This window comes from Streptomyces sp. NPDC059906, from assembly GCF_042730645.1.
Taxonomy (GTDB): domain Bacteria; phylum Actinomycetota; class Actinomycetes; order Streptomycetales; family Streptomycetaceae; genus Streptomyces; species Streptomyces rubrogriseus.
Genome location: NZ_JBHWKU010000021.1, coordinates 62,360 through 88,917, shown reverse-complemented (window position 1 = coordinate 88,917; position 26,558 = coordinate 62,360). Strand labels below are relative to the sequence as shown.

The 26,558-nt window shown below is 73.8% G+C and carries 23 protein-coding genes; 11 read left to right on the top strand and 12 right to left on the bottom strand.

Translation table 11 applies throughout. The annotated features are described in order from the left end of the window. Positions 1 to 8: 8 nt before the first annotated feature. The 3 genes from ACFV9J_RS27770 to secD all read left to right on the top strand — a co-directional run bounded on the left by ACFV9J_RS27770 (position 9) and on the right by secD (position 3,761). Complete coding sequence (locus tag ACFV9J_RS27770; RefSeq protein ID WP_385358371.1) at positions 9 to 794, top strand: response regulator; 786 nt, start codon at positions 9 to 11, stop codon at positions 792 to 794. Between the two features lie 104 nt (positions 795 to 898). Beyond that, positions 899 to 1,288, top strand: a complete 390-nt coding sequence (locus tag ACFV9J_RS27765) for a hypothetical protein (RefSeq protein WP_385358369.1) — start codon at positions 899 to 901, stop codon at positions 1,286 to 1,288. 79 nt (positions 1,289 to 1,367) lie between these two features. Continuing rightward, entirely contained in the window at positions 1,368 to 3,761 is a 2,394-nt protein-coding gene (gene secD / locus ACFV9J_RS27760) for a protein translocase subunit SecD (RefSeq protein ID WP_385358367.1), read from the top strand. A 695-nt stretch (positions 3,762 to 4,456) separates the two neighbouring features. Here secD and ACFV9J_RS27755 read toward each other — a convergent pair. Then, positions 4,457 to 5,278, bottom strand: a complete 822-nt coding sequence (locus tag ACFV9J_RS27755) for a GntR family transcriptional regulator (protein ID WP_385358364.1) — start codon at positions 5,276 to 5,278, stop codon at positions 4,457 to 4,459. Positions 5,279 to 5,446: 168 nt separating this feature from the next. Here ACFV9J_RS27755 and ACFV9J_RS27750 point away from each other — a divergent pair, with 168 nt between their 5' ends. Both ACFV9J_RS27750 and ACFV9J_RS27745 read left to right on the top strand, forming a co-directional pair. After that, positions 5,447 to 6,292: a (2Fe-2S)-binding protein gene (locus ACFV9J_RS27750; RefSeq protein ID WP_385358362.1), complete on the top strand. Its 846-nt coding sequence runs from the start codon at positions 5,447 to 5,449 to the stop codon at positions 6,290 to 6,292. A 257-nt stretch (positions 6,293 to 6,549) separates the two neighbouring features. Further along, the gene (locus tag ACFV9J_RS27745; RefSeq protein WP_385358359.1) at positions 6,550 to 7,614 is read left to right on the top strand and encodes a DUF2637 domain-containing protein; all 1,065 of its coding nucleotides are present in this window, start codon (positions 6,550 to 6,552) and stop codon (positions 7,612 to 7,614) included. 57 nt (positions 7,615 to 7,671) lie between these two features. Here ACFV9J_RS27745 and ACFV9J_RS27740 read toward each other — a convergent pair whose 3' ends face one another. From ACFV9J_RS27740 to ACFV9J_RS27730, 3 genes are all read right to left on the bottom strand, one after another. Beyond that, positions 7,672 to 8,079, bottom strand: coding sequence for an ATP-binding protein (locus tag ACFV9J_RS27740; protein ID WP_385358357.1), 408 nt, complete (start codon positions 8,077 to 8,079; stop codon positions 7,672 to 7,674). A 143-nt stretch (positions 8,080 to 8,222) separates the two neighbouring features. Next, positions 8,223 to 9,965 carry a pyruvate dehydrogenase gene (locus ACFV9J_RS27735; protein ID WP_385358354.1) on the bottom strand — a complete coding sequence of 581 codons (1,743 nt, stop codon included), beginning with the start codon at positions 9,963 to 9,965 and terminating at the stop codon, positions 8,223 to 8,225. A gap of 28 nt (positions 9,966 to 9,993) precedes the next feature. After that, positions 9,994 to 11,058 (bottom strand): protein phosphatase 2C domain-containing protein, encoded by a 1,065-nt coding sequence (locus ACFV9J_RS27730; protein WP_385358351.1) that lies wholly within the window; start codon positions 11,056 to 11,058, stop codon positions 9,994 to 9,996. A gap of 1,405 nt (positions 11,059 to 12,463) precedes the next feature. Between ACFV9J_RS27730 and ACFV9J_RS27725 the strand changes: the two genes are divergently transcribed. Then, a complete protein-coding gene (locus ACFV9J_RS27725) occupies positions 12,464 to 13,447 on the top strand; it encodes a helix-turn-helix domain-containing protein (protein ID WP_385358348.1) in 984 nt (327 codons plus the stop codon). A gap of 62 nt (positions 13,448 to 13,509) precedes the next feature. After that, the gene (locus ACFV9J_RS27720) at positions 13,510 to 13,992 is read left to right on the top strand and encodes a DUF456 domain-containing protein (protein ID WP_385358345.1); all 483 of its coding nucleotides are present in this window, start codon (positions 13,510 to 13,512) and stop codon (positions 13,990 to 13,992) included. Here the strand turns inward: ACFV9J_RS27720 and ACFV9J_RS27715 are convergent. From ACFV9J_RS27715 to ACFV9J_RS27700, 4 genes are all read right to left on the bottom strand, one after another. Further along, positions 13,955 to 14,515 carry a methylated-DNA--[protein]-cysteine S-methyltransferase gene (locus ACFV9J_RS27715; protein ID WP_385358342.1) on the bottom strand — a complete coding sequence of 187 codons (561 nt, stop codon included), beginning with the start codon at positions 14,513 to 14,515 and terminating at the stop codon, positions 13,955 to 13,957. The genes ACFV9J_RS27720 and ACFV9J_RS27715 overlap by 38 nt on opposite strands. Next, complete coding sequence (locus ACFV9J_RS27710; RefSeq protein ID WP_385358339.1) at positions 14,512 to 15,984, bottom strand: DNA-3-methyladenine glycosylase 2 family protein; 1,473 nt, start codon at positions 15,982 to 15,984, stop codon at positions 14,512 to 14,514. Before ACFV9J_RS27710 ends, ACFV9J_RS27715 begins: the two co-directional genes overlap by 4 nt. Positions 15,985 to 16,005: 21 nt before the next feature. Then, positions 16,006 to 17,109 (bottom strand): ribosome small subunit-dependent GTPase A, encoded by a 1,104-nt coding sequence (gene rsgA, locus ACFV9J_RS27705; protein ID WP_385358336.1) that lies wholly within the window; start codon positions 17,107 to 17,109, stop codon positions 16,006 to 16,008. Positions 17,110 to 17,354: 245 nt separating this feature from the next. Then, positions 17,355 to 18,674, bottom strand: a complete 1,320-nt coding sequence (locus ACFV9J_RS27700; RefSeq protein WP_385358333.1) for a radical SAM protein — start codon at positions 18,672 to 18,674, stop codon at positions 17,355 to 17,357. Positions 18,675 to 18,780: 106 nt separating this feature from the next. Here ACFV9J_RS27700 and aldO point away from each other — a divergent pair, with 106 nt between their 5' ends. Beyond that, positions 18,781 to 20,037, top strand: coding sequence for an alditol oxidase (gene aldO / locus ACFV9J_RS27695; RefSeq protein ID WP_385358329.1), 1,257 nt, complete (start codon positions 18,781 to 18,783; stop codon positions 20,035 to 20,037). A gap of 34 nt (positions 20,038 to 20,071) precedes the next feature. Here aldO and ACFV9J_RS27690 read toward each other — a convergent pair whose 3' ends face one another. Beyond that, on the bottom strand, positions 20,072 to 20,596 hold the full coding sequence (locus tag ACFV9J_RS27690; RefSeq protein ID WP_385358327.1) for a hypothetical protein: 525 nt from the start codon (positions 20,594 to 20,596) through the stop codon (positions 20,072 to 20,074). Continuing rightward, the gene (locus tag ACFV9J_RS27685; protein ID WP_385358325.1) at positions 20,593 to 22,338 is read right to left on the bottom strand and encodes a PHP domain-containing protein; all 1,746 of its coding nucleotides are present in this window, start codon (positions 22,336 to 22,338) and stop codon (positions 20,593 to 20,595) included. Before ACFV9J_RS27685 ends, ACFV9J_RS27690 begins: the two co-directional genes overlap by 4 nt. Positions 22,339 to 22,489: 151 nt before the next feature. Between ACFV9J_RS27685 and ACFV9J_RS27680 the strand changes: the two genes are divergently transcribed. Then, positions 22,490 to 23,059, top strand: coding sequence for a TetR-like C-terminal domain-containing protein (locus tag ACFV9J_RS27680; RefSeq protein WP_385358323.1), 570 nt, complete (start codon positions 22,490 to 22,492; stop codon positions 23,057 to 23,059). Positions 23,060 to 23,243: 184 nt separating this feature from the next. After that, on the top strand, positions 23,244 to 24,659 hold the full coding sequence (locus ACFV9J_RS27675) for a purine-cytosine permease family protein (RefSeq protein ID WP_385358321.1): 1,416 nt from the start codon (positions 23,244 to 23,246) through the stop codon (positions 24,657 to 24,659). On the opposite strand, the gene ACFV9J_RS27670 is transcribed toward ACFV9J_RS27675, so the two are convergent. Beyond that, positions 24,656 to 25,417, bottom strand: a complete 762-nt coding sequence (locus tag ACFV9J_RS27670; RefSeq protein ID WP_385358459.1) for an isocitrate lyase/phosphoenolpyruvate mutase family protein — start codon at positions 25,415 to 25,417, stop codon at positions 24,656 to 24,658. The two genes, ACFV9J_RS27675 and ACFV9J_RS27670, sit on opposite strands and share 4 nt — an antisense overlap. A 20-nt stretch (positions 25,418 to 25,437) precedes the next feature. After that, positions 25,438 to 25,911, bottom strand: coding sequence for a hypothetical protein (locus ACFV9J_RS27665; RefSeq protein ID WP_385358318.1), 474 nt, complete (start codon positions 25,909 to 25,911; stop codon positions 25,438 to 25,440). A gap of 106 nt (positions 25,912 to 26,017) precedes the next feature. On the opposite strand from ACFV9J_RS27665, the gene ACFV9J_RS27660 reads away from it, so the two are divergent. After that, on the top strand, positions 26,018 to 26,554 hold the full coding sequence (locus tag ACFV9J_RS27660; protein WP_385358316.1) for a hypothetical protein: 537 nt from the start codon (positions 26,018 to 26,020) through the stop codon (positions 26,552 to 26,554). Positions 26,555 to 26,558 lie beyond the last annotated feature (4 nt).

Sequence of the window (26,558 nt, the reverse complement as noted above, 5' to 3'; positions counted from 1 at the left end):
CACCGACCATGTCCGACCCGTCCCTGCCCGAGCCGTCCGAGCCGTCGTCCGCGCACGGCCGCCACGCCGACGCGTCCGCGACGCCCTCGTCCGCGACGTCCGCGTCCACGACGTCCGCGTACGGCACGCCCCCGGCGTCCGCCCCCTCGAAGATCCGCATCCTGCTCGCCGACGACCACGCGCTGGTGCGCCGCGGTGTGCGCCTCATCCTCGACCGGGAGCCGGACCTGGAGGTGGTGGCCGAGGCCGGGGACGGCGCGGAGGCCATCGACATGGCGCGGGCGCACGAGGCCGACCTCGCGGTCCTGGACATCGCGATGCCGCGCCTCACCGGCCTCCAGGCGGCCCGCGAACTGGCCGCGCTGAAGCCGGGGCTGCGCATCCTGATGCTGACGATGCACGACAACGAGCAGTACCTGTTCCAGGCGCTGAAGTCGGGGGCCTGCGGATACGTGCTCAAGTCGGTCGCCGACCGGGACCTGGTCGCCGCCTGCCGCGCCGCGATGCGCGACGAGCCCTTCCTGTACCCGGGCGCGGTGACCGCGCTCATCCGCAACTACCTCGACCGGGTGCGGCACGGCGAGGAGACCTCCGACCACATCCTCACCCCGCGCGAGGAGGAGGTCCTCAAGCTCGTCGCCGAGGGCCACTCCTCGAAGGAGATCGCCGAGATCCTCTTCATCAGTATCAAGACCGTCCAGCGGCACCGGGCGAACCTGCTGCAGAAGCTCGGCCTGCGCGACCGCCTGGAGCTGACCCGGTACGCCATCCGCGCCGGGCTCATCGAGCCCTGACGGTCCCCCGGACCGCCCGTGGCTCTGGCCGCCCACTCCCCGGCCGGAGCCCCGGGCTCCTCCACCCGCCAGGCCCGCTCATCCACCACGAAAGGGGACGGTGCATGCGACGACGGCTCGCGAGCGTGCTCACCGTCCTGCTGACCGTCCTGCTGCCCCTGGTCCCGGCCTGGCCCGCGGCCGGTGCGCACGTCGGTCCGAGCGGTCCCCTCACGGCGGCCGCCGCCACGGCCGTGCCGCACCCGGCCCTCGACCTCCACGCCGACGACGGCTGCACGCCGGTCTGCGCCGCCCAGCCCCGGGCCCGGCACGACCAGCCGGCCGGTCGTCCGGCGGCACCGGACCAGCACCCGGCGACCACCGCGCACCTCGGGGGCGGCGCCGCCCCCGGCGGCCACGCACGGACGTCGTTCGCGCCCGGCCCGGTGCCGGTCTCCCCCGGCCGCGCGAGCCACGACAGCGGCCGGGCGCCACCCGTCCCCTCCGGCACCTGAGGCACCACTCCTTCCCCGCACCTTCTTCCGCCGCGGCCGCGCTCGGCCGCCGCCGCGGCGTGCCCGCCGGAGGCCCGTCTTGAAACGCTCCCGTCCCCCTTCCCGCTCCCGGTCCCGTACGCGGTCCCGTACGCGGTCCCGTTCCCTGAACGTCCGCGCGCTCGTCGCGCTGGCCGTGATGGCCGGGGCCGTGTCCATCGCCCTGACCATGCCGGTCCGCCTGGGGCTCGACCTGCGCGGCGGCACCCAGATCGTCCTGGAGACCAAGTCCACCGAGACCACCAAGGCAGACCGGGAGGCCACCGACCGCACCGTGGAGGTGCTGCGCGGCCGCATCGACGCCCTCGGTGTCGCCGAGCCGACCATCGTCCGCTCCGGCGAGAACCGGGTCGTCGTCGAGCTGCCGGGCGTACAGGACCCGAAGAAGGCCGCCGACGTGCTCGGCCGCACCGCGCAGCTCACCGTCCACTCGGTGCTCGGCCCGGCCGAGAGCCCCGGGGACGGGGCCGACGGGACGGCGGCCAAGGACGGTGCGGACGGCGAGCGGGTGCTGCCGGACGAGTCCGGGCAGTCGCTGCGGCTGAAGGACGCCACGCTGACCGGGCAGGACGTCAAGGGCGCCGACGCCCGCTTCGACCAGCAGAACGGCGCGGGCTGGCACGTCACCGTCGACTTCAAGGACGCCGGCAGCGACCGGTGGGCCCAGGTGACCGGCGAGGCGGCCTGCCATCCGGCCGGTGATCCCCAGCGCCGGGTCGCCATCGTGCTCGACGACAAGATCATCTCCTCGCCGCAGGTCGACCCCTCCGTGGCCTGCGGGGCGGGCATCACCGGCGGCTCCACGCAGATCACCGGCTCCTTCGACGACGCCGAGGCCCGCGAGCTGGCGCTGCTCGTCAAGGGCGGCGCCCTGCCCGTGCCGGTGGAGACGATCGAGCAGCGCACCATCGGCGCCACCCTGGGCGACGAGGCCATCTCGGCCGGCGCCTGGGCCGCCGTCATCGGCACCGCGCTGACCGCGCTGTTCATCATCGTCGTCTACCGGCTGATGGGCGCCCTCGCGACGGTGGCCCTGCTCTGCTACGGCCTGATCTCCTACGCCGCCCTGGCCGCGGTCGGCGCGACCCTGACCCTGCCGGGCCTCGCGGGCTTCGTGCTGGCGATCGGCATGGCGGTGGACGCCAACGTCCTCGTCTTCGAGCGGGCCCGCGAGGAACAGGCGGCCCGGACCCGTCCCAGTACGCGCTCCGCGCTGACCGCCGGTTTCCGCAGCGCCTTCAGCGCGATCGCCGACTCCAACGTCACCACGCTGATCGCCGCCGCCCTGCTGTTCTTCCTGGCCTCCGGTCCGGTCAAGGGCTTCGGCGTCACGCTCGGCATCGGTGTGCTGGCCTCGATGGTCAGCGCCCTGGTGATCACCCGGGTGCTGGCCGAGTTCGCCGCGAGCCGCCCGTCGGTCTACCGCCGCCCCCGCATCACCGGCATCTCGTCGACGGGCCCGGTCCGGGACGCCCTGCTGCGTCGCAACCCGTTCCTGATGCGCCGGCCGCGCCGCTGGCTGGCGGCCTCGCTGATCGTCCTCGTGGTGGCGGGCTCCGGCATCCTGGTGCGGGGCCTGAACTTCGGCATCGAGTTCACCGGCGGTCGGCTCATCGAGTACTCCACCGCCACCCACGTCGATCCCGACCGGGCGCGGGACGCCCTGGCCGACGCGGGCTTCCCGCGCGCCGTCGTCCAGTCCTCCGGCGACGGCGACCTCACGGTGCGCACGGAGGAGCTGACCGACGCCGAGGCGGCGACCGTCACGGAGGCCGTCGCCGAACTGGGCGGCGAGACGGAGAAGGTCCGCGACGAGCTGATCGGCCCGAGCCTGGGCGAGGAGCTGCGCCGGGACGCCCTGATCGCCCTCGGCCTGGCGCTGGCCGCGCAGCTGGCGTACCTGGCGGTCCGGTTCCGCCTGCTGTTCGGCACGGCGGCGGTCGGCGCGCTCGCCCACGACGTGGTCATTCTGGTCGGTGTGTTCGCCTGGCTGGGCAAGCCGATCGACGGGGTGTTCCTGGCGGCGCTGCTGACCGTGATCGGCTACTCGGTCAACGACTCGGTGGTGCTCTTCGACCGCATCCGGGAACTGCTGGGCAAGGAGCGCAAGACACCGTTCGACCGGCTCACCAACGACGCGATCCTGCAGACCCTGCCGCGCACGGTCAACACCGGCATGGGCGCGGTGCTCATCCTGGCCTCGCTGGCGGTCCTGGCCGACGACTCGCTCACCGACTTCGCGCTCGCGCTGCTGATCGGCGTGGGGGTCGGCACGTACTCGTCGGTCTTCACCGCCTCTCCCCTGGCCATCGAACTGCACAACCGCGACACCGGCTCCCGCCCCGGGCGCCGCAAGGGCGGCCGCGCCCGCGCCACGGGGAAGTCCGAGAAGCGGGTCCCCACGAGCCGCACGGAACGGCAGGAGGCCCGGTAGCGACGGGCGCCAGGTCCGGGCCCCCTCACCCGAGGGCGCCCGGACCCAGGACACGCACGGCCCGGGACACACGCGACCCAGGGCACGCCGGTCCGGAAACCCGGCCCAGGGACACCCGCCCGAGAGCCCGGCTCAGGGACACCGGTCCGGGAGCCCGGCTCAGGGACACCCGTGCGGAAACCCGGCCCAGGGCGCGCCGGTCCGGGAACCCGGCCCAGGGACACCCGCCCGAGAGCCCGACTCAGGGACACCCGTGCGGAAACCCGACTCAGGGACACCCGTGCGGAAACCCGACCCAGGGACACCCGTGCGGAAACCCGACTCAGGGACACCGGTCCGGGAACCCGGCGCAGGGACACCCGCCCGGAAACCCGGCGCAGGGACACCGGCCTGGGAACCCGGCCCAGGCACACCCGCCCGGAAACCCGGCCCAGGGACACCCGCCCGAGAGCCCGGCTCAGGCACACCCGTGCGGAAACCCGGCCCAGGCACACCCGCCCGGAAACGCGGCCCAGGCACACCCGCTCGGGAACCCGGCCCAGGTCGTGCCCGGCAGACGACCGGCCCGAGGCACATCCCACCCGAGGCCCGTCCCACCCGAGGCCCGTCCGGTCCGGGCGCCCGACCCGGGCGTCCGGGCGGAGGGCGCTCTGCCCGGGCCTCCGGGCGGAGGGCGCTCTGCCCGGGCCTCCGACTCACGGCGTGGCCGTGAAGTGGTCCCCGATCAGGGCCCGCACCGCGGCCGGGTCGCCGGCGATCAGCGCGTCCAGCAGCGCGGTGTGCTGGTGCGCGTCGGCGACCAGGTCGGCCCGGCCGCGCACGGAGGGCGAGCCGGCCGGCGGCCACTGGGCGCGGCGGTGCGCGTCACCTGCGATCCGGACGAGCTGTTCGTTGCCGGCCAGCGCGAGCACGGCGCGGTGGAAGGCGCGGTCGGCCTCGGCGTAGGTGGCCGGGCTGCCGGAGGACGCGGCCCGGACCGTGGCCTCGGCGAGGGGACGCAGCTCCGCCCAGTGCTCCGCGGGCACCGTACGGGCCAGCCGGAGCCACACCGGGACCTCGATCAGGGCCCGGACCTCGGCCAGTTCGGCCAGCTCGCGGTCACCGCGTTCCAGGACGCGGAAGCCCCGGTTGGGGACGACCTCGACGGCGCCCTCCAGGGCGAGCTGCTGCATGGCCTCCCGCACGGGTGTGGCCGAGACGCCGAACCGCTCGCCGAGCACCGGTGCCGAGTAGACCTCGCCGGGCCGCAGTTCACCGGTGACCAGCGCGGAGCGCAGGGCGTCGAGGATCTGCCCGCGCACGGAGGAACGCTGGACGAGGGGCCGGGGGCGGGGCACCGGCGGTTCGCCGTGGGTGTGCTCGCCGCGTGCCGGGCCGTCCGGCTCCGCACCGCCGGGGGCCCGGTCCCGCGCCCTGTCCGCCGCTCCCGGCTGCACCGGGATCCGCACCGCTTCGGCCGCCGCACCCGTTCCCGCACCCGCACCCGTTCTTGCGGCGCCCTGCGCGCTGTGCTTCACGGGTCCTCCTGCGGGACGTGTCGGTACTTGGGGTCATTACGGCGGGTTGTCACCTGTCCGTCAAGCACCATAAGCGCAGGGGCCGTCAGTTCAAATCTCGAACATATTGGGTAAGGTAAGGCTTACCTTTAAGCAGCCCGTTCTCCCGACGTGGATCGGTGGTCCCGTATGCCTGTCGCCCGCACGGCCCTCACGGACGCCTACGCGCGCCTGTCCGAGGTCCTCCCCGGGCTGGGCGTGACCGAACTGGCCGCGGCCGACGAGGTCCCGAGCGGCGACGGCTGGGTCACGGCCGCCTCCCTCGCCGCGGGAGGAACGGAGCTGGCGGGCTTTCTCGCCTGGGACGAGGCCCAGGTACTGCGGGACTACGGACAGCGGGCCCGGCCGGACGTGATCGCGAGCTTCGGCCTGCACCGGTACGCGTGGCCCGCCTGCCTGCTGATCACCGTGCCGTGGTTCCTGCACCGCCGGGTGCCCCGCCACCCCGCGGCCCACGTCTCCTACGACCGCACGGCCGCCGGGCTCCCGCTCGGCCGGATGGCGGTGCGTGCCGCATCGTTCGCCTGCCTCCCCGGCGACCCCGCCGCCGCTCTGCCCGGCGCCCGGGTGGTCGCCGACGAGGAGGCGCTGCGCGGCGAGGTGCGGGCCTCGGTCGCCGAGCACCTGGAGCCGGTCCTGGCCGGATTCGGCCCCCGGATGCGGCGGCGCGGACGTGCCCTGTGGGGGATGGCGACCGACGAGGTCGTCGAGGGTCTGTGGTACGTCGCCCACCTGCTCGGCGAGCAGGAGCGGGCCCGGCGCGAGCTGGACCTGCTGATGCCGGGCGCGACCAGGCCGTACGTCGGGGACGCGGCGTTCCGTGAGCTGAAGGGGCCGGACGGCGAACCGCTGCACACCCGGGACCGGGCGAGCTGCTGCATGTTCTACACCCTGCGCCCCGAGGACACCTGCGCCACCTGCCCGCGGACCTGCGACGCCGACCGCGTCGGCAAGCTGCTCGCCGCGGCGGGCTGAACGGCCGTCAGCTAAGATCGTCCGCGTTGTTCCACAACTCCCCCACACGTGGCGGGAACTTTCCGTGGAACCACCCGTACGGGTAGTCTTAATCGAACTCAACTCCCGCCCCTCACGCGGCAGTTCGAGCAGAACGCCGCCCTGGGCACCCCCTCTGCACTCCCTTGGCGGCCTCTTGCCCCGAAACCCCCTGAGGGCCGCTGGGTTTGGGCCACCATGGCGGGCGTTACGCCCTATCCCACTGCAAGGGACCCCAGATGAGATTGACCGACATATCGCTGAACTGGCTGCTTCCGGGCGCCGTGCTGCTCCTGGGCATGCTGGCGGCGGTGGCGGTGCTCGCGCGCGGCAGGCGTTCCTCGGGGAAGGACGCGGGCGCGGACGACTCGTGGGAGCGCATGGAGGAGCGCCGCAGGCGCAAGGAGGCCCTCTACGGCACCTTCTCCTACGTCCTGCTCTTCTGCTGTGCCGCGGTCGCCGCGGCGCTCTCCTTCCACGGTCTGGTCGGCTTCGGCGAGCAGAACCTCGGCCTGAGCGACGGCTGGCAGTACCTGGTCCCGTTCGGGCTCGACGGTGCGGCGATGTTCTGCTCCGTCCTCGCGGTGCGCGAGGCCAGCCACGGTGACGCGGCGCTCGGCTCACGGATACTCGTGTGGGCCTTCGCCTTCGCCGCGGCCTGGTTCAACTGGGTGCACGCGCCGCGCGGCCTGGGGCACGCGGGTGCCCCGCACTTCTTCGCGGGCATGTCCCTGTCGGCGGCGGTGCTGTTCGACCGGGCCCTGAAGCAGACCCGCCGGGCCGCCCTGCGCGAGCAGGGTCTGGTGCCGCGTCCGCTGCCGCAGATCCGCATGGTCCGCTGGCTGCGCGCCCCCCGCGAGACGTACCGCGCCTGGTCGCTGATGCTCCTGGAGGGCGTGCGCAGCCTGGACGAGGCGGTCGAGGAGGTGCGCGACGACCGGCGCCAGAAGGAGGAGAAGAAGCTCCGGCGGCGCGAGCAGGAGCGGCTGGAGCGGGCGCAGCTCAAGGCGATCAGCCGGGGCCACGGCCACCGCGGCTTCCCCGGGCGCGGCGGCCGTCAGGTCGAGGTCGAGGTGCAGCAGGTCGAGCGGGGCTCGGAACGCGCCACCGCGGAGCCTGCCATATCGACCCAGGAGCAACTGCCCCCGGCGAGCCGGCGGCCCTCCCTGCAGCCCGTGCGGAGCGGGTCTGAGCAGATGTCCGTGGAGACCGTCGACCTCACCGCGGAGGACGACACCCAGGCCCTGCCCCGCCTGGACTCCCTGGAGCGCAAGCTCAAGGATCTGGAGCAGCAGTTCGGCTGAGCCGAGCGCGCACCGTCTCCGATGCCGATGGCCTGAGGCGCCGGTCTCCCCGGCGCCTCAGGCCGCTTCCGCGCCCGCGTCCGCCTCCGCGCCCAGTTCGAACCAGACCGACTTGCCCACCTCGCAGGGCTGTACGCCCCAGTCGTCGGCGAGCGACTCGACCAGGACCAGCCCTCTGCCGTTGGTGCTCTCCTCCCGCTGCGGTGCGCACGGCCGGGGCTGCCTCGCTGGGCCCACGAAGTCCCGTACCTCGACCCGCAGGGCGCGCGGCCCGACCGTCGCGGTCAGGACGGCGCCCTCGTCGGTGTGCACGAGCGCGTTGGTGACCAGCTCGCTGGCGAGCAGCTCCGCGACCTCCGACTGGCCGGGCCCGCCCCAGTGCCGCAGCAGCTCACGCAGCGCCCGCCGGGCCTCGGGCACCGCCCGCAGGTCCGCCCGGCCGAGCCGCCGCCTGAGCTGTGGCACCGCCTGCTCCTTCATGTCCCCCGTCGGCGCGCTGATGTCGTCTCCCCCTGTCTGTCCCGCTCCGGTCGAACATCTTCACGGGGAAAGCCTTGCCCGTTCGGGCCCCCGGCAGTCATCGGGTTTCGGCCGGGTCGTCCGTCCGGTCACGGGCGGGGGACGTTGCGCAGGTTGGAACGGGCCATCTGGACCATGCGTCCGACCCCGCCGTCCAGGACGATCTTCGAGGCGGACAGGGCGAAGCCGGTGACCATGTCGGCGCTGATCTTCGGCGGGATGGACAGGGCGTTGGGGTCGGTGACGACGTCGACGAGGGCGGGGCCCTTGTGCTTGAACGCCGCCTTCAGCGCCCCGGCCAGGTCCTTGGGCTTCTCCACCCGGACGCCGAAGACACCGCAGGCCTCGGCGACGGCGGCGAAGTCGGGGTTCTTGTTGGCCACCCCGTGCGAGGGCAGGCCCGCGACGAGCATCTCCAACTCCACCATGCCGAGCGAGGAGTTGTTGAAGAGGACGACCTTCACCGGGAGGTCGTGCTGGACGAGGGTGAGGAAGTCGCCCATCAGCATGGTGAACCCGCCGTCGCCGGACATCGACACGACCTGTCGGCGCCGGTCGGTGAACTGGGCGCCGATCGCCATCGGCAGCGCGTTCGCCATCGAACCGTGGGAGAAGGAACCGATGATGCGGCGGCGTCCGTTGGGCGAGATGTAGCGGGCCGCCCAGACGTTGCACATCCCGGTGTCGACGGTGAACACCGCGTCGTCGTCGGCCATCTCGTCCAGCAGGGCGGCCACGTACTCGGGGTGGATCGGGACGTGCTTGTCGACCTTGCGGGTGTACGCCTTGACGACGCCCTCCAGCGCGTCGGCGTGCTTCTTCAGCATCCGGTCCAGGAAGCGGCGGCTCTTCTTCTCCTTGACCCGCGGGATCAGGCAGCGCAGCGTCTCCCGCGCGTCGCCCCACACCGCGAGGTCCAGCTTGGAGCGCCGTCCCAGGTGCTCGGGCCGCACGTCGATCTGGGCGATCTTCACATCGTCCGGGAGGAAGGCGTTGTACGGGAAGTCAGTGCCGATGAGGAGCAGCAGGTCGCACTCGTGGGTGGCCTCGTAGGCGGCGCCGTAGCCGAGCAGTCCGCTCATGCCGACGTCGTACGGGTTGTCGTACTGGATGAACTCCTTGCCCCGCAGGGCGTGCCCGACCGGTGCCTTGAGCTTCCCGGCGAACTCCATGACCTCGGCGTGCGCGCCCGCGGTGCCGCTGCCGCAGAACAGGGTGACCCTGTCGGCGTCGTCGATCATCCGGACCAGCCGGTCGATCTCCTCGTCGCCGGGCCGGACGGTGGGCCGGGAGGTGACGAGCGCCGTCTCGGCGGCCTTCTCGGGGGCGGGCTCGTCGGCGATGTCGCCGGGCAGCGAGACGACGCTGACGCCGCCCTGGCCGACGGCGTGCTGGATGGCGGTCTGCAGCAGCCGGGGCATCTGCTTCGGGCTGGAGATCAGCTCGCTGTAGTGACTGCACTCGCGGAACAGCTGGTCGGGGTGGGTCTCCTGGAAGAAGCCGAGCCCGATCTCGCTGGACGGGATCTGGGAGGCGAGGGCGAGGACGGGGGCCATGGAGCGGTGGGCGTCGTAGAGCCCGTTGATGAGGTGCAGGTTGCCTGGGCCGCAGGAGCCCGCGCACGCGGCCAGCTTCCCGGTGATCTGGGCCTCCGCCCCGGCGGCGAAGGCGGCGGTCTCCTCGTGCCGCACGTGCACCCATTCGATGCCGGAGTGGCGGCGCACGGCGTCCACGATCGGGTTGAGGCTGTCCCCGACCACTCCGTAGAGGCGCTGGACCCCGGCGCGGGTGAGGATGTCGACGAACTGTTCCGCGACGTTCTGTTTGGCCATGGGTCCAGCTATGCCACAGCGAGCGGTCTCACGCCTCCCAAACGGCGGCGGCCGTACGGTCGTCCGCGTATCCCTTGACCCGTACGCCGCTGTCCGCGAGGAACTCCACCGGTCCGGGTGCCGGGCGGCCCGCCCATCGCCGGGCGAGGAGTTCGCCCAGATCGGGCTCGCTGAGCAGCGGCTCGGCGAGGCCCGCGGTGCACATCAGGAGCACATCACCCGGGCGGGCTACGGAGGCCCGGAAACGGAACGGCTCACGGAACGGCTCGCGGGGCGGCCCGGCGGGCGGGCCCTCGTACGGGCCCGGGGGCGCGGTGATGCCGAGGTCCATGGTGAGCCGGTCGCCCTCGGGCGCCTCGCTCGGCGCGTCGCGGGGTGCGTCGCGCGGCGCGTCGTGGGGCGCGGAGCCGAAGCCGAGGACGGGCTCTCCGGTGACGTCACCGGCGTCCGGCTCCATGTCCTGCCAGGCGCCGTCGCGCAGCCGGAGCAGTCCGCCCGCGCCGACGCCGAAGAACACCCGCGTGCGGCACCCGGGGTCGGCGGGCAGCAGCAGGCAGCGCAGGGTGGCCGCGTACTCGTCCGGGGCCAGGCCCTGTTCGGCGGCACCGGCCCGGAGCCGGCCGAGGCTGCGGTCGGTGAGGCGGTGCAGGCCGGACTTCAGGTCGCCGCGCCGGGCGGCCCGCAGGTCCTCGGCGAGCCGGGCGTGGCTGCGGCCCACGGCCCGTCCGATCCACCGGCACACCTCGGCCGCCGCCCGGTGCGCCCCGGCGGTGGCACGGGCGCCGGTCGCCATCGCCACCAGGACCAGCGCCTGCTCGCCGGCGCCGAACCGGGCGACGAGCAGCGCGTCGCGCCGCGGCTCCCCCCGGTACCGCGCGGAGTCCCCGCGCACGGAGACGGCCCGCAGCGTGCACGTCCCGTACCGGGCGCCCTCCAGCACGGTGTCCGGGACCAGCCCGTCGAGGCCGTCGGGATCGGCGGGCGGCAGCACGGTGGGCTCGGCGTCGTAGGTGGGCGGCCCGCTGCCGACGTAGTCGCGGTCGGCCTGCGACGAGGGGAGGAAGGGCGGCGGAAGCGGCGGCAGGTCGGACACGGTCGGGGTCGGCGGAACCGCCTCGGGCGGCTCCCTGAGGTCGGCGGCCCCGGACCCGGACGTGGTCGGCCCACGCGGATCCGGCCGCCTCGGCGCGGGAGGCCGCCCGGCACCGGACACCGGGAACGACACCGGACCGGCCCGCCCGGCACCGGACGCCGGAGACGACACCGGACCGGCCCGCCCGGCACCGGACGCCGGAGACGACACCGGACCGGCCCGCCCGGCACCGGACGCCGGAGACGACACGGGACCGGCCCGCCCGGCACCGGACGCCGGAGACGACACGGGACCGGCCCGCCCGGCACCGGACGCGGTGGGCGGCACAGGACCGGACTGCCCGCCCCCCGACCACACCGACCCCGCCCCCGGCGACGCGGGACCCGACGAGTCACCCGGCGGCGGAGTTCCGGCGGGCGTGGGCCCCGGCGCGTCTGGCGCGCCCGTGTCGCCGGGGTCGGGACTCCCGGCCGGAAAGCTCCTCGGAGCGGCGGATGCCGCGGACGGAGGCTCCCAGGGAGCCACGGGCCGGGACGGTCCGGCAGCCCGCGGGGGACCGCCGTCCCCGGTGCGGGGGCCGGGGACGGCGGCGGGCGGGGTCCTGGACCACCAGGGCCGTCCCGGTCCGGGCGCGGTGGGGGACGGTGGTGGCGCCGGGTGCGCCGGGTGCGCCGGGTGCGTCGGCTCGCCGTGGCCCGGGGCCGCCGGTCCGCGGGCCAGCGTGTCCGAGGCCGAGGCGAAGCGGTCGTCCAGGGAATCGGGTGCGGCCGTGGGGCCGGTGTCGTCGGTGGAGTCGTCGTACAGCTGCCCCCACCAGTCGTCCTCAGGTCCGGTGGGACCGGTGGGACCGGCGGGACCGGTGGGCCTTCCCCCCTGCTGACTCATGCTCCTGATTGTCCACCGATGGGGCCGGATGAAAACGGGGCATCGGGAAATTCGGGGCGGACCGGCGTGCGCCGGGCGGCGTGTCGGGGGACGCGTCGAACGGTTCTCCGAGGTGGGGTGGCCGGGCGGCCCCACCCCCCACGGGAGGACCGCCCGGCGACGCCACCTTGGCAGATTGAATCCTCCCCCTGCTGAAGCAGGGGGATTCCTGGCTCACGTCGGCTGCGGGCCAGCGACCAGCAGCTCTTACACGATCAACACCAGCCGGGTTGAAACCAGCCCGGTTTGGTAGGGCAAAGCAGAGGTGGTGCATGTGCCGTCTTGGTTCTCGATCGGCACGGTGTACGCGCTTGGTTCTCACAACGCACGCCGCACACCCTACCCGGTCATCCGGGCGGTCTACCCGGTGACCGGCGGTACGGCGATGATGTCCGCGGGCGGGTTTACGCCGTGGCCGTTTCCCGCCACGGACGTCCCCGCCGGCGGAGATGATCACGATTCCGGGGAGGGGCGACGCCCGATGCTGGGAGTGCTGGGGCTGGAGGACACGCACGAGGCGGCGTACCGGGCGCTGGTGTCGGTGGGCGCGGCCGACGTACCGGATCTGGCCAGGCGGCTGGCGCTCGGCGAGGGGGACACCGAGCGCGCGCTGCGCCGGCTGGAGCAGAACGGGCTCGCCGCCCAGTCCTCGGCCCGCCCGGGACGCTGGGTCGCGGCCCCGCCGGGCGTCGCGCTGGGCGCCCTGCTCACCCAGCAGCGGCACGAGCTGGAGCGGGCGGAGCTGGCGGCGGCGCTGCTGGCGGAGGAGTACCGGGCGGCGGCGGCCGAGCCCGCGGTGCACGACCTGGTGGAGGTGGTGACCGGCGCCGGGGCCGTCGCCCAGCGCTTCCTCCAGCTCCAGCTCGGCGCGAGCGAGGAGGTGTGCGCGCTGGTCACCGACAAGCCGGTGGCCGTGACCGGCATGGAGAACGACGCGGAGGAGCAGGCCACCGGGCGCGGTGTCCGCTACCGGGTGGTGGTCGAGCGGTCGGTCCTCGACCTGCCGACCGGCATCACCGAGCTGACCGCCGCGCTGGGCCGCGACGAGCAGGTCCGGGTCGTGGACCGGGTGCCGACCAAGCTGATCGTGGCCGACCGCTCCCTCGCCCTGGTCCCGCTCACCGCGCGCTCCTCGGAGCCCGCCGCGCTGGTGGTGCACGCCAGCGGTCTGCTCGAACTGCTGTCGGGCCTGTTCGAGGCCGTGTGGCGGGACGCCCTCCCGCTGCGTCTGGGTGCCTCCGGCGTGACCGAGCAGGCCCCCGACGGCCCTGACGGCACCGATCTGGAGATTCTCTCCCTGCTGCTCGCCGGGCTGACCGACGCGAGCGTGGCCAAGCAGCTCGACCTGGGCCTCAGGACCGTGCAGCGACGGGTGAAACGCCTGATGGAGCTGACCGGGGTCACCACCCGGCTCCAGCTGGGCTGGCACGCCTATGAAAGGGACTGGGTGGCCAGAAAGCACTGAGGAGACCCCGCCCGCCGGGCCGGACTTCTGCGGACCGGGCCCAGCTCCTGCACCCTGGACAGATGGGAGCGTGGGACCTCCTGCTGGCCGGCCTGGTCATTCTGCTCGGGCTGTGCGGCATCCTGCTGCCCGGCGTGCCGGGATCGTGGCTGGTGTGGGCCGGGGTGCTGTGGTGGGCGCTGAAGGATCCGCGGCCGCTCGCGTGGGCGGTGCTGGTCGGCGCCACCGGCGTGCTCCTGCTGTCCCGGGCGGTGCGCTGGGCGCTGCCGACCCGCAGGAAACGCCGGGACGAGGCGATGCGCCGGCTGACGGCGTACGCGGGCGCGGGCGCCGTCGTCGGCTTCGTCCTGGTCCCGGTGCTCGGCGCGATCCCCGGCTTCATGGGCGGCATCTACCTCGCCGAGCGGCTGCGGCTGGGCCGGCCCGGCGAGGCGATGGCGTCGCTGCGGACGGCGATGCGCCAAGGCGGCGCCGACCTGCTGACCGAGCTGTTCGCCTGCCTGCTGATCACCGGGGCGTGGCTCGGAGCGGTGCTGGCCGGCTGAGCGGGGCGCCCTCCAGCGACAGCAGCCGCGTCTTGCGTTCCAGCCCGCCCGCGTATCCGGTCAGGGAGCCGTCGGCGCCGATCACCCGGTGGCAGGGGCGCAGGATCAGCAGCGGATTCGCGCCGATCGCGCCCCCGACGGCGCGTACCGCGGGCCGCGACGCCCCGATGCGCGCGGCGATCTCGCCGTACGTCGTGGTCGCGCCGTAGGGCACGTCGTCCAGGGCGGCCCACACGCGCTCCCGGAAGGCGGTGCCCTCCGCGCGCAGCGGCAGCGAGAACTCGGTCAGCTCCCCGGCGAAGTAGGCGCCGAGCTGTTCCTCGGCCGCCCGGAAGGGCCCGGCGTCGTGCCGCCACCCGTCCCGGACGCTGCGGCCGCCCTTCTGCCCGGGCACGGACAGGGAGGTGAGCGCGCCGTCGGAGCCGGCGGTGAGAAGCAGCGGCCCGACGGAACTGCCGACCTCGTACCAGTACGTCTCGGCGGCGATGCTCGTGGTCGTCGGCATGGTCGTGGTCGTGTTCATCGGTCGTTCTCCCACTCTCCTGCTGCGCGCAGGTGGTTCAGTGCGTACGAGCGCCAGGGGCGCCAGGTGTCGGGGACGGTGGGACCGGGCGGCGCGACGTCCGGGTCGCCGAGGGCGCGGGTGCGCACGACGGCGGCCGTACGGGCGTCCAGTCCGGGCACGGCGAGCAGCGCGCGCTCGGCGTCGTCCCGGTCGGCGCCGGGGTCCAGGCGTACGGCGCCGTCGGCGAGGGCGGCGGCGAGCGCGCCCGGGGTGCCGTGCGGCGCGGCCCCGGCGAGGACGGCCGGTTCGGGGAAGAGGTGGGTGAGGGTGCCGCAGGGCGCGTCGAGCACCTTGCCGTACCGCTGGACGAGCCGCCCGGCCTCCGTGCGCCCCACCAGGGCACGCACCGCCAGTTCCTCGGGGTCGGCGGTGCCCGGTGAGCGCAGCCCGGGGCGGGCGGCGACCAGCGGGGCGAGCCGGGGGTCGGCGCCGAGCCGCTCGTCGACGGCGTACGGGTCGGCGTCGAGGTCGAACAGCCGCCGCAGCCGCTGTACCGAGGTGGTCAGGTCGCGCAGGTCGGTGAGGTGGAGGCGGGCGTCGAGCCAGCCCGCGCTGCCGGTGCCCGCCCGGCCCGGCCGTTCCTGGACGGCGACGATCCCGGTGCCGTACGGCAGGCGCAGGGTGCGCCGGTAGAGGCGGCGGCCGGTCTCGCCGCTCACCTCCTCGACGCCGGTGACGGCCTCCCGTTGGAGCAGGTCGAAGACGGGGCCGGCCTGGTAGGGGCCGCGGTGGGCCAGGCGCAGCGGGACGCCGGCGGAGGGGGTGGCCGTGCGCCGGGCGGCCCGGTCGCGGGCCGGGGCGGCGGCGCGCAGCTCGCTCGGGGTGGCCGCGTACACGGCCCGGACGGTGTCGTTGAACTGCCGCACGCTGGCGAACCCCGACGCGAAGGCGATCTCGGTGACCGGCAGGACGGTGGTCTGCAGCAGGACCCGCGCGGTGTGCGCCCGCTGGGCGCGGGCGAGGGCCACGGGTCCGGCGCCCACCTCGGCGGTGAGCTGCCGCTGCACCTGGCGGGCGCTGTAGCCGAGCCGTCCGGCGAGTCCGGCGACGCCCTCCCGGTCCACGACCCCGTCGCCGATCAGCCGCATGGCCCGGCCGACGACGTCGGCGCGGACGTTCCAGTCGGCGGAGCCCGGCACGGCGTCGGGACGGCACCGCCGGCAGGCCCGGAAGCCCGAGCCCTGCGCGGCGGCGGCCGTCGCGAAGAACCGCACGTTGCGCCGCTTCGGTGTGACCGCGGGGCAGCTGGGCCGGCAGTAGATGCCGGTCGTCTCGACGGCGAAGAAGAACGCGCCGTCGAACCGGGCGTCCCGGCTCCGCACGGCCTCGTACCGGACGTCCTCGCGCGTCTTCTCATGCTCGGCTGTCTGTGTCACGCTCTCCAGTCTCCGCCGGCCCGGCGGACCGGGCTGGCGGAAATCGGACATCGCGTTGGGGTGGCCGCCGGGCTACCGCAGGCCGCCCCGCTTGGCCTCCATGGCCGCCTTGCCCATGGCGTCCCGGCGCTTCCACTCCTTGCGCATCTCGGCCCGCAGCCGGGCGTCGGTCTTGGCGACGATGCGCTGGTTCTCCCGCATCAGCTTGCGGTAGCTCTCCAGCCGCCGCTCCGGCAGCTCGCCACTGCCGAGCGCGGCGAGGACGGCGCAGCCCGGCTCGCTCTCGTGGGCGCAGTCGTGGAACCGGCACTCCTCGGCCAGCTCCGCGATCTCGGCGAACACCTGGTCCACGCCGCTGCCCGCGTCCCACAGTCCGACGCCCCGCAGCCCGGGGGTGTCGATCAGTACTCCCCCGCCGGGCAGGGCGAGGAGGTTGCGGGTGGTGGTGGTGTGCCGTCCCTTGCCGTCGACGTCGCGGATGGCCTGGACGCCCATGACGTCCTCGCCGAGCAGCGCGTTGGCGAGGGTGGACTTGCCGGCGCCGGACTGTCCGAGCAGCACGGCGGTGCCGCCGGAGACGACGGCGCCGAGCACGTCGAGCCCCTCCCCCTGCTCGGCGCTGACGGGCAGCACCGGCACGCCGGGCGCGGCGGTCTCCACGTCCTGGACGAGGTACGCCAGGGTCACCGGGTCGGGCACGAGGTCGGCCTTGGTGAGGACGACCACGGGCTGCGCCCCGGACTCCCAGGCGAGGGCGAGGAACCGTTCGATCCGGGCGAGGTCCAGCTCGGCCGCGAGCGACACGGCGACGATCGCGTGGTCGACGTTGGCCGCGAGGATCTGCCCCTCGGACCGCTTGGACGAGGTGGAGCGCACGAAGGCGGTACGGCGCGGCAGATACGTCCGTACGTAGCGCGGGCTGCCGCCCTCGGGGTCGACGGCGACCCAGTCGCCGGTGCAGACGACCCGCAGGGGGTCGTGCGGCGTGACGAACGCGGTGTCGGCGCGCACGACGCCGTCCACGGTGACGACGTCGCACTGCCCGCGGTCGACCCGCACGACCCGGCCGGGCAGCAGCCCTTCGGCGGCGCAGGGGGCGAACGCGTCGGCCCAGGCGTCGTCCCAGCCGTAGGAGGACAGGGTGGAGTGGGTGGGGTTGGAAGACGTGGAACTCAAGGGGTGACCCTTCAGGGTGCGGCCCCGGCGCGAGGACTCAGGGAGCGGCTGAGATCAGCCGGTGGCCGCGGAGGTGGACTCGATGGACTCCTGGATGCGGGCAGCGCCCGTCACAGTGACAGCCATTGGTCGACACCTCCTCGAAAAAGACCCCTGTCGGCGGCCGCTGGGGCCGCCGCTCGGACATCGGTCACCCTAGTCGCGCGCCCGAGGGCCGCGCCACCGATTAACCACGGACCGTCCGCTCACACCTCGACCGGCGCGTCCTCCGGCAGGCTGTCCATGAAGGAGCTGACGGAGAAGACCGCGTTGCCGGCGCCGGGCGGGCCGTAGCCGGGGGGCGAGGAGAGGCCGTAGTCCTCCATGGTCTGGCGGTAGGCCTGGAGCAGGCGGATGTGGTACTCCAGCGGGGCGCCGTCGGGGTTGGTCTTGCCCAGCGGGGTGGTGGGCTCGGGGCACCAGGTGGTGAAGCGGGGCGTGATGCCGTGCGACATGAAGAAGCGCAGGCCCTCGGTGGTGGACGCGATGGCCTCGTCGACGGTCTTGAAGCCGAAGGGCTCGGCCATCTCCACGCCCGCGACGAAGTTGGGGATGACGTTGCGCGCGCCGAAGACCTCGGTGGAGTCCAGGATGCGCCGGTGCCACTCGTCGCGGCCGACGTAGCGCTCCTTGCCGGGGCAGTACATCTTGAACAGGTACTCGTCCCACACCTCGAAGTTGGGGTGGTAGATCTGCACGCCGTAGTCCTTGAAGCGCTGGACGTCCGGCTTGGGCAGGGCCTGGGCGACGACCTTGCCGATCCAGCGGCCGGGGAAGTACTCCTCGATGGCCTTGGCGTACCGCCCGTAGAAGTCGGCCTCGTCCAGGCCCTGGACCTTCGACGTGATCGCGCCGCCGGTGAGCGTGTACGCGGTGGAGATCTTGGCGGTGTCGTACTTGTCGATGATCTCCAGCGCTTCGAGGACCTCGTCGACGTCCTTCACTCCGGTGTACGGCCGCCCGGCGGCCTTGTGCTGGCGCCAGTTGTGGTTGATGTCGCAGTACTGGCACTCCTCCTTGGCGCCGAAGTACTGGCAGACGCGGAACGCGGTCAGGTAGATCAGGTAGCCCCACTGGATGGTCGGGGCCACCTCCATGACCGACTTCCCGTTGGAGAGCTTGTGCCGGTAGTACTCGGGCATGGGCGGCACGCCGACGTCGGCGATGCGCTTGCCGTCGAGGTAGAGGCCGAGCTGGTTGTGCTCGTCGGCCGCCACCCGGTAAGGGGAGGCCGGGTTCACGCGGACCGAGACGACGGTGCGGCGCAGGTCGTAGGGGCCGCCGGTGAGGATGATCTCCTCGGGCGGGCGGCGCAGGGCGGCCTCGCCCAGCTCGGGCAGGGTGCCGTGGTCGAAGGAGAAGATGAAGTACGACTTCGGCTTGACCTCGCCGGACTCGTTGTCGCTGAGTGCGGAGGGGTCGAAGGCGACGCCGCCGCGCAGCAGGTCCTCCTTGAAGACGGCCTCGCGCGGTACGTGCGGGAACCGCTCCATCAGATCCTCGACCAGCGCGGTACGGCTGTCCATCCCGTGTCTCCTCCCGGGTCCGGCGTTCGACTTCTCACGGTATGCCCCCGCGGGAGAGGCTTCCCGCCCGGGGCCCCTCCAGGCGTGCCGGGTAGGTTTCCGCGCTATGAGCGACATCACGGTCACCAACTGGGCCGGCAACATCACGTACACGGCGAAGGAACTGCTGCGGCCGCGCTCCCTGGACGCGCTGCGGGCCCTGGTGGCGGACAGCGCCGGGGTGCGGGTGCTGGGCAGCGGGCACTCCTTCAACGAGATCGCCGAGCCGGGCGACGGGGGCGCCTTGCTGTCGCTGGCGGGCCTGCCGTCCGTGGTGGACGTGGACACGGCCGCCCGTACGGTGCGGGTCGGCGGCGGTGTGCGGTACGCCGAGCTGGCCCGGGTGGTGCACGCGCGGGGCCTGGCGCTGCCGAACATGGCCTCGCTGCCGCACATCTCGGTCGCCGGGTCGGTGGCGACCGGAACGCACGGCTCCGGGGTGCGCAACGGTTCGCTGGCCTCGGTGGTGCGCGAGGTGGAGCTGGTCACCGCGGACGGTTCGACCGTGGTGATCGCGCGGGGCGAGGAGCGGTTCGGCGGGGCGGTGACCTCGCTCGGCGCGCTGGGCGTGGTGACCTCGCTCACACTCGACCTGGAGCCGGCCTACGAGGTGGCGCAGCACGTCTTCACCGAGCTGCCGCTGGCCGGGCTGGACACGGCGACGTTCGAGACGGTGATGGCGGCGGCGTACAGCGTGAGCCTGTTCACCGACTGGCGGGCGCCCGGTTTCCGGCAGGTGTGGCTGAAGCGGCGCACCGACCAGCCGCTGGACGGTTTCCCGTACGCGGAAGCCGCCGCCGAGAAGACGCATCCGGTGCCGGGCATGCCCGCGGTCAACTGCACGGAGCAGTTCGGGGTGCCGGGGCCCTGGCACGAGCGGCTGCCGCACTTCCGCGCGGAGTTCACGCCGAGCAGCGGTGCCGAGTTGCAGTCGGAGTACCTGATGCCCCGGGAGCACGCCCTGGCCGCCCTGCACGCGATGGACGCGATACGGGAGACGCTCGCGCCGGTGCTGCAGACCTGCGAGATCCGCACGGTCGCCGCCGACGCGCAGTGGCTGAGCCCGGCCTACGGGCGGGACACCGTGGCCGCGCACTTCACCTGGGTCGAGGACACGGCGGCGGTGCTGCCGGTGGTGCGGCGGCTGGAAGAGGCGCTCGCCCCGTTCGCGGCCCGCCCGCACTGGGGGAAGGTGTTCACCGTCCCGGCGGGCGAGCTGCGTGCGCTGTACCCGCGGCTGGCCGACTTCGGGGCGCTGACCGGGGCGCTGGACCCGGCGGGGAAGTTCACCAACGCGTTCGTGCGCGGGGTGCTCGCGGGCTGAGCACCCCGCGCTCCTCGGGGCAGGCCGGGCCGGGTCAGTGGTCGGCGCAGCAGGGTGTCGGGTCGGGGTCCTCGAACGGTACGAGGGTGCCGCCGGCCGCGGGCATGGCGGCCAGCACGAGGCGGCCGTCCTGCCAGTGCGGGCGGACGTGGTTCCGGGTGACCAGCCGGGTGTCCGGGGCGGGCTCGTGCGGTGTGCCCAGGACGGTCACCCGGTCGATCGCGGAGCGGGCGAGCAGCTCGGCGAGCGTCAGGGTGCCGGTGAGACCGGCCGCACCGGGGAAGAGGACCGCGCGGCCGGTCTCGTCCCAGGTGGCGTCGCGGACCTCGTACCCCCGGGCGGTGAGCCGGTCCCGGGCGGTGCGCAGGACCGGCTCGGCCTCGGCGGCGAGGGACAGGGCGACCCGCGGGCGGCCGTCCCGCACCAGGTGCGTGCAGCCGAAGACGCCCTCGGGGAGGGCGAGTCCGGCCGCCAGCGCCTGGAGCAGGTGGTCGGCCTCGCGCAGGGTCGTCGCGTCGGTGTCGATGCCGAGGACGTACGGCGCGGCGGGCGGTGTCACGAGGGCAGGACCCAGACGGGGTTGGAGTAGAACCACAGGTCGCGCCACGGGTCGGCGTCGCCGACGACGTCGATGGCGGGGCCGGCCGGGTCGACCTGGGCGCCCAGCGAGCCGACGGCGGAGCGGTTGCCGTCGGTGCCGCGGCTACGGACGTAGACGGGGTGGTCGACGCGGCCGAGGTCGTAGGTGAGGCGGACGGTGCCGCTGTCCGTGTTCGCCTCGGTCACCTCGTACGACTTGACGACCCGGGCGGACGGCTCGGTGAACGTGTCCTTGTCGGCGGCCGGTCCGCTCACGTCGCCCTGGATGACGTCGACGCGGGCCAGCTTCGGGACGAAGCCCGCCCAGTTGGGGCCGCCGGCCAGGGCGACGTCGATGGAGAGGGTGACCCGGGTGCCCTTGCGGACGTGCAGGGCGCCGCCGAGCGTGGCCCAGCGGCCGCCGCCCGAGACGCGGACGTCGAGGCCGCTGACGAGCTGCCCGTGGTCGACCCAGACGCGGCCGGCCCGGATGCCGTCCATGACGGCGGCGTAGGAGAAGCCGTCGGAGCCGACGTGGGTGCGGCTGTACTGGCCGGGCCAGAAGTCGTTCTGGGTGATGTCGATCTGCCCGGCGTAGACCGGGTCGTCGTAGCGGCCGTTGGCGTTGAAGTCGCCGCCACCGCGGGCGCCGGTGTCGGCGTAGACCTGGTGGGAGTCGGAGTTGGCGGTGATCCACCAGGGGCGGCCCTCGGCGATGAGGCTGTCCCACAGGCCGCCGACGGTGGCGGTCATCCAGTCGAAGCCGCCCCAGGTGCGGTAGCTCTCCAGGGGGTAGCCGGCGAAGGAGTTGGCGCTCGGGCTGCCGTCGTAGATGCCGCGGGCGCCGCCCGGTCCCAGCGGCTTCGGCAGGCCGCCGGCCTGGTGTCCCGGGGCGCCCTCGAAACCGACGGCGATCTGGTGGCCGCGGGAGGTGGCGTCGCGCCAGGCGCGGATCTCGTGCGGGGAGTCGATGCCCTTGCGCGCCGGGTGGTTGGCGAGCATCAGGGCGTCCTTGACCTTGCGCCGCTTGACCTGGTCGGCGAGGAAGGAGAGTCCGGCGATGGCGAGGGCCTCGTTGGCGGGGGTGGAGTCGCCCGCGCCGTTGACGCTGCCGTCGTAGTCGGTCTCGAACTGCTTGAGGACGGAGACCTCGTGCCTGCCGGGGTGGACGAAGACGGTGCCGTGCTCGGCGGCCGGGATGTTCCACTCCAGGCCCTGGAAGACGAGGGTGTCCTCGTGGGCGTCGCGGGCCTCGCGGATGTCGGGGTTGACCTTCTCCACGCCGATCCTGGCGTGAGTGGCGCTGCCGTGGTCGGTGATGACCAGCCAGTCCATGCCGTGCCGGGCGCCCTGGCGGACCTGGTCGACGACGCGGTACTTGCCGTCGCTGCTGTACTGGGTGTGGATGTGGTGGTCGCCGGCCAGCCAGAGGAAGCCCTTCCCGCGGCGGCCGTTGCCCGCGGCCCGCGCGGGGGCGGCGGTGGCGGCGGTGGTCGGGGCGAGGACGGTACCGGCGGCCAGTCCGGCGCCGAGCAGACCGGCGCGGCGCAGCAGACCGCGGCGCGACTGCTGTGCGGGGTTCAGGGCCTCGTCGGGGACGCTGGTGTCGAAGGCGGCGGGCAGGGCCTGTGCGGTGGCGTGCTCGTGGTCGTGCGGGTGTCCGTGGTGGTGGTGACCGTGCGGGTGTCCGTGTCCGTGCCCGTGTCCGTGTCCGTGCCCCATGCGTGTTCCTCCTGGATACCGCCGCCGTGCGCGGCTTCGAGGAGAATCGGCGCGGAAGGTGAACGTTGAACGACTCGCGGGTGATCCGCCGCTGCCGCCCGGCCTGCCTTAGCATGAAACCTAGGAACTCTAGGTTGCGGGAAGGCGGCCCATGCCCCGAGTGGGTCTCACCACGGACCGTGTCGTCGCCGCGGCCGCCGACCTGGCCGACGAGACCGGCTTCGAGGCGGTCACCGTCTCCGCGCTCGCCCGGCGCTTCGGGGTGAAGGACGCCAGCCTGTACACGCACGTGCGCAACCTCCAGGACCTGCGCGTCCGGGTCGCGCTGCTGGCCGGCGGGGAGTTGATCGAGGAGATCGCCGGGGCGGTGGCGGGCCGGGCCGGGAAGGAGGCGCTGGCCGCCTTCGCGGGCGCCTACCGCGCGTACGCCCTGCGCCACCCCGGCCGCTACGCCGCCACGCAGATCCGCGTCGACCAGTCCCTGGTCGCCGACTCCCCCGCGCTGCGCCGCACCGCCGAGATCACCTACGGCATGCTGCGGTCCTACGGCCTCACCGAGCCCGACCTCACCGACGCCGTGCGCCTGCTGCGCAGCACCTTCCACGGGTACTGCGCGCTGGAGTCCTCCGGCGCCTTCGGCGCCCCGCGGGACGTGCGGGCGTCCTGGGACAAGGCGGTCGACGCGCTGCACGTGGCGCTGGAGAACTGGCCGCGCGCCTGATCCCCCGGGCCCCCCACGGCGCCGGCGAAGATCAGTGACTTGCGCCCAGGCATTGACAAGTTATTCACGCACCGAGAGTCTGCATGACTATATGCAGGAGGCGTGGCCGTCCTCGTGCCCGTGTCGCCGGGCGGCGGCACGACGGCCTGCCTTCGGATGATCAAGAAGCAGGAGGGCCTTGACCATGGCAGCGGTAGTCGAGAAGCACTCCATCGACGTCGTGCCGGACAGCGAACGGCACGGCACCGCCTTCAACCAGTTCACGCTCTGGCTCGGCGCGAACCTCCACATCACGGCCGTCGTCACCGGTGCCCTCGCCGTCGTCTTCGGCGGCGACGTGGTCTGGTCGCTGCTCGGGCTCGTGCTCGGCAACCTGCTCGGCGGCGCCGTCATGGCGCTGCACTCGGCGCAGGGCCCGAAGCTCGGGCTGCCGCAGATGATCCAGTCCAGGGCCCAGTTCGGGGTGAAGGGCGCGGTCGTCCCGCTGCTCCTCGTGATCCTGATGTACGTGGGGTTCTTCGCCAGCGGCACCGTGCTCGCGGGTCAGGCCACGGCGCGGCTCACGCACACCGCAGACACGACGGGCATCATCGTCTTCGCGCTCGTCACGGGGGTCGTGGCGACGGTCGGCTACCGGGTCATCCACGTTCTCGGGCGGGTGGCGAGCGTGGTGTGCGCGCTCGCCTTCGTCTACCTGGGCATCCGGCTGTTCGACCAGGTCGACGTCGGGGCGCTGTTCTCGGACGCGCACTTCTCAGCACCGATGTTCCTGCTCGCGGTGTCGCTGGCGGCCTCCTGGCAGCTCGCCTTCGGACCGTACGTCGCCGACTACTCGCGCTATCTGCCGCGCACGACCAGCGGCAAGGCCACGTTCTGGTGGACGCTCGCGGGCTCCGCGCTCGGCTCGCAGTGGTCCATGGCGTTCGGTGTGCTGGTCGCGGCGAGCGCCGGGGACAGGTTCGTCGACAACCAGGTCGGGTACGTCGTCTCGCTCGGCGGAGCGGGACTCACGGCCTCGTTCTTCTACTTCGTGATCGCCCTCGGCAAGCTCACCGTCAACGTCCTCAACACGTACGGCGGCTTCATGTCGATGGTGACGGGGATCAGCGGGTTCCGCGGGCAGCGGGAGCTGTCGCGGCGCGGCCGGGCCGTCTACATCGGCACCATCATGGTCGCGGGCACGGTCGTCGCGCTCGCGGGCAAGGACAGCTTCCTGACCTCGTTCAAGGACTTCCTGCTGTTCCTGCTGACGTTCTTCACGCCGTGGTCCGCGATCAACCTGGTCGACTACTACCTGATCTCCCGCGAACGCTACGACCTCCCCGCCCTCTTCGACCCGGACGGCCGCTACGGCGCCTGGCGCTGGGACGCGCTCGTGGTGTACGCGGTCGGGCTGCTCGCCCAACTGCCGTTCCTGGCCACCGCCTTCTACACCGGCCCGCTCGTCGGACCGCTCGGCGGCGCGGACGTCTCATGGATCGTGGGGCTCGTGGTGCCCGCCGCCCTGTACTGGCTGCTCGCCCGGGGCCGGGCGAGTGACCGGCCGCCCGGCGAGAAGACGGAGGACAGCCCTGCCCCGTTGGGCGCCCCGGCTCCTTAGGGCCGGACCAGCGCGCGCACCTCGTCGTACGTGGGCGTCGGGCCGTCCGGGGCCCGGCCCGCCCGGAGGGCGGTGGCCGTCTCCAGGGCGGCGCCCAGCGCGCGCCGGTAGAGCAGCGAACCGAGGCTGACACGGCGCACACCGAGGTCGGCGAGGTGCGCGAGGGTGGGTCCCGTGGGCGAGTACAGGACGTTGAGGGGCACGTCGAAGCGGGCGGCGAGGGCGGCGATGCGGGCCGGGTCGGTGAGCCCGGGGACGAAGACGCCGTCGGCACCGGCCTCGCGGTAGGCCGCCAGGCGCCGCATGGTCTCCGCGGGGTCGCCGTCGCCCGACCAGTACGTGTCGGTACGGGCGTTGACGAACAGGCCGGGGGCGGCCGAGCGGACGGCGGCGATCTTCGCGGCGTGCCGGTCGGCGGGCCCGAGGGCGTCCTCCAGGTTGATCCCGACGGCGCCGACCGCCGCCAGCTCCCGGGCGAACTCCCCCACCTCGTCCGGGTCGTCGCTGAAGCCGTCCTCCGCGTCGACGGAGAGCAGGAAGGGTGCCGAGCCGAGGGTGAGCGCCAGCCGCAGCGTCTCGTCGCGGGTCGCCGACGCCCCGTCGGGCAGTCCGGCCGCCGCCGCGACGCCGAGGCTGGTCGTGCCGACGGCGCCGAAGCCCTGCCCGGCGAGGGCGTGCGCGGAGGCATGGTCCCAGGCGCACGGCAGCAGCAGCGGTTCACCGGCGCGGTGCAGGGCGGCGAAGGCGGTCGCGGTCACGCCCACGCTCACGCTCACGCTCACGAGAGGTCACCCACCGCGTCGGCGTAGTACACGGACTCCGCGAGGTGCGCGGCCAGTTCGCGAAAGCTCCAGCCCTCGCCCGGCGAGTGGTCGAGCTGCTCGTCGGTGAGCGCGTCGAGGCGGTTGGCCCAGATCCGGGCGAGCCGGGTGAGGCGGCTGCGGGCCTCGTCGAGGTCCTCGGCGGTGAAGGGCGCGCGGTCCGCGTCGGTGGTGATCAGGGAGGCGTGCCAGTGGTCGGGCTGCGTCTCCTCGCCCGCCAGGCGGGCCTCCAGCTCCGCGAGGTGGTCGACCAGGTGGTCGGCGACCCGCCGGACCGCCTTGTGCGGGGTGTAGACGCGGCCGTCGACGTGTGCGGGCCGCCCGTCCCAGCGGGTCCAGCCGGCGGCCAGGGTCAGGACGTGGTCGACCATGCCGGTGACGGCGTCGGCGGGTGCGGGTGCGGGTGCGGTGACGGTGTTCGTGTCGCTCATGTCCCGAACGTTAGGGGCCCGTTGCTTCGGCCACGGCCGAAGTGTTCCGGGGGATCGGGGGTATCCGGCCTGCACCGGACTTCCACATCCTCCCCGGAGAGGTGACATGGCGAGCGCAGACGGAGACGACGACCGGCCGCGGCCGCGGTGGCAGGACAGACTCTGGGCCATCGGTGGGATCGCGCTGGTCGTGGGCGTCGGGATACGACTGCTCATGAACGGCGCGTCGGCGTGGCCGTCGGCCGTGGTGGGCGCGGTGCCGGCCGCCGCCTGGCTCGTGTGGTGGGTACGCCGTCGGCGCGTGCGCGACGCCGGAGCGGTCGGTGCGCAACCGCAGGACGTGCCGGGCATGGAGCGGCAGATCCTCAAGGGCGGACCGGCGCCCCGGGACCCCGCGCGGCGGCGGGCGCTGGCGGCGCTGGTCGACTCGCGCCAGCAGCGGCTGCGGCGCAACCGCTGGTGGGCGTTCCCCACGCTGACGCTCACCTTCTTCGGTACGTCGGCCCTGTGGTTCGTCTCGGGTTCGGTCGGCGCCGGAAGCCTGATGCTCGGCCTGGCCATCGTGTTCATGGGCTGGCTGACCTGGTACCACCTCCGTTTCGACCGGCGTCTGTCGCAGATGCGCAGCCGGTTGCAGGACTGAGCGG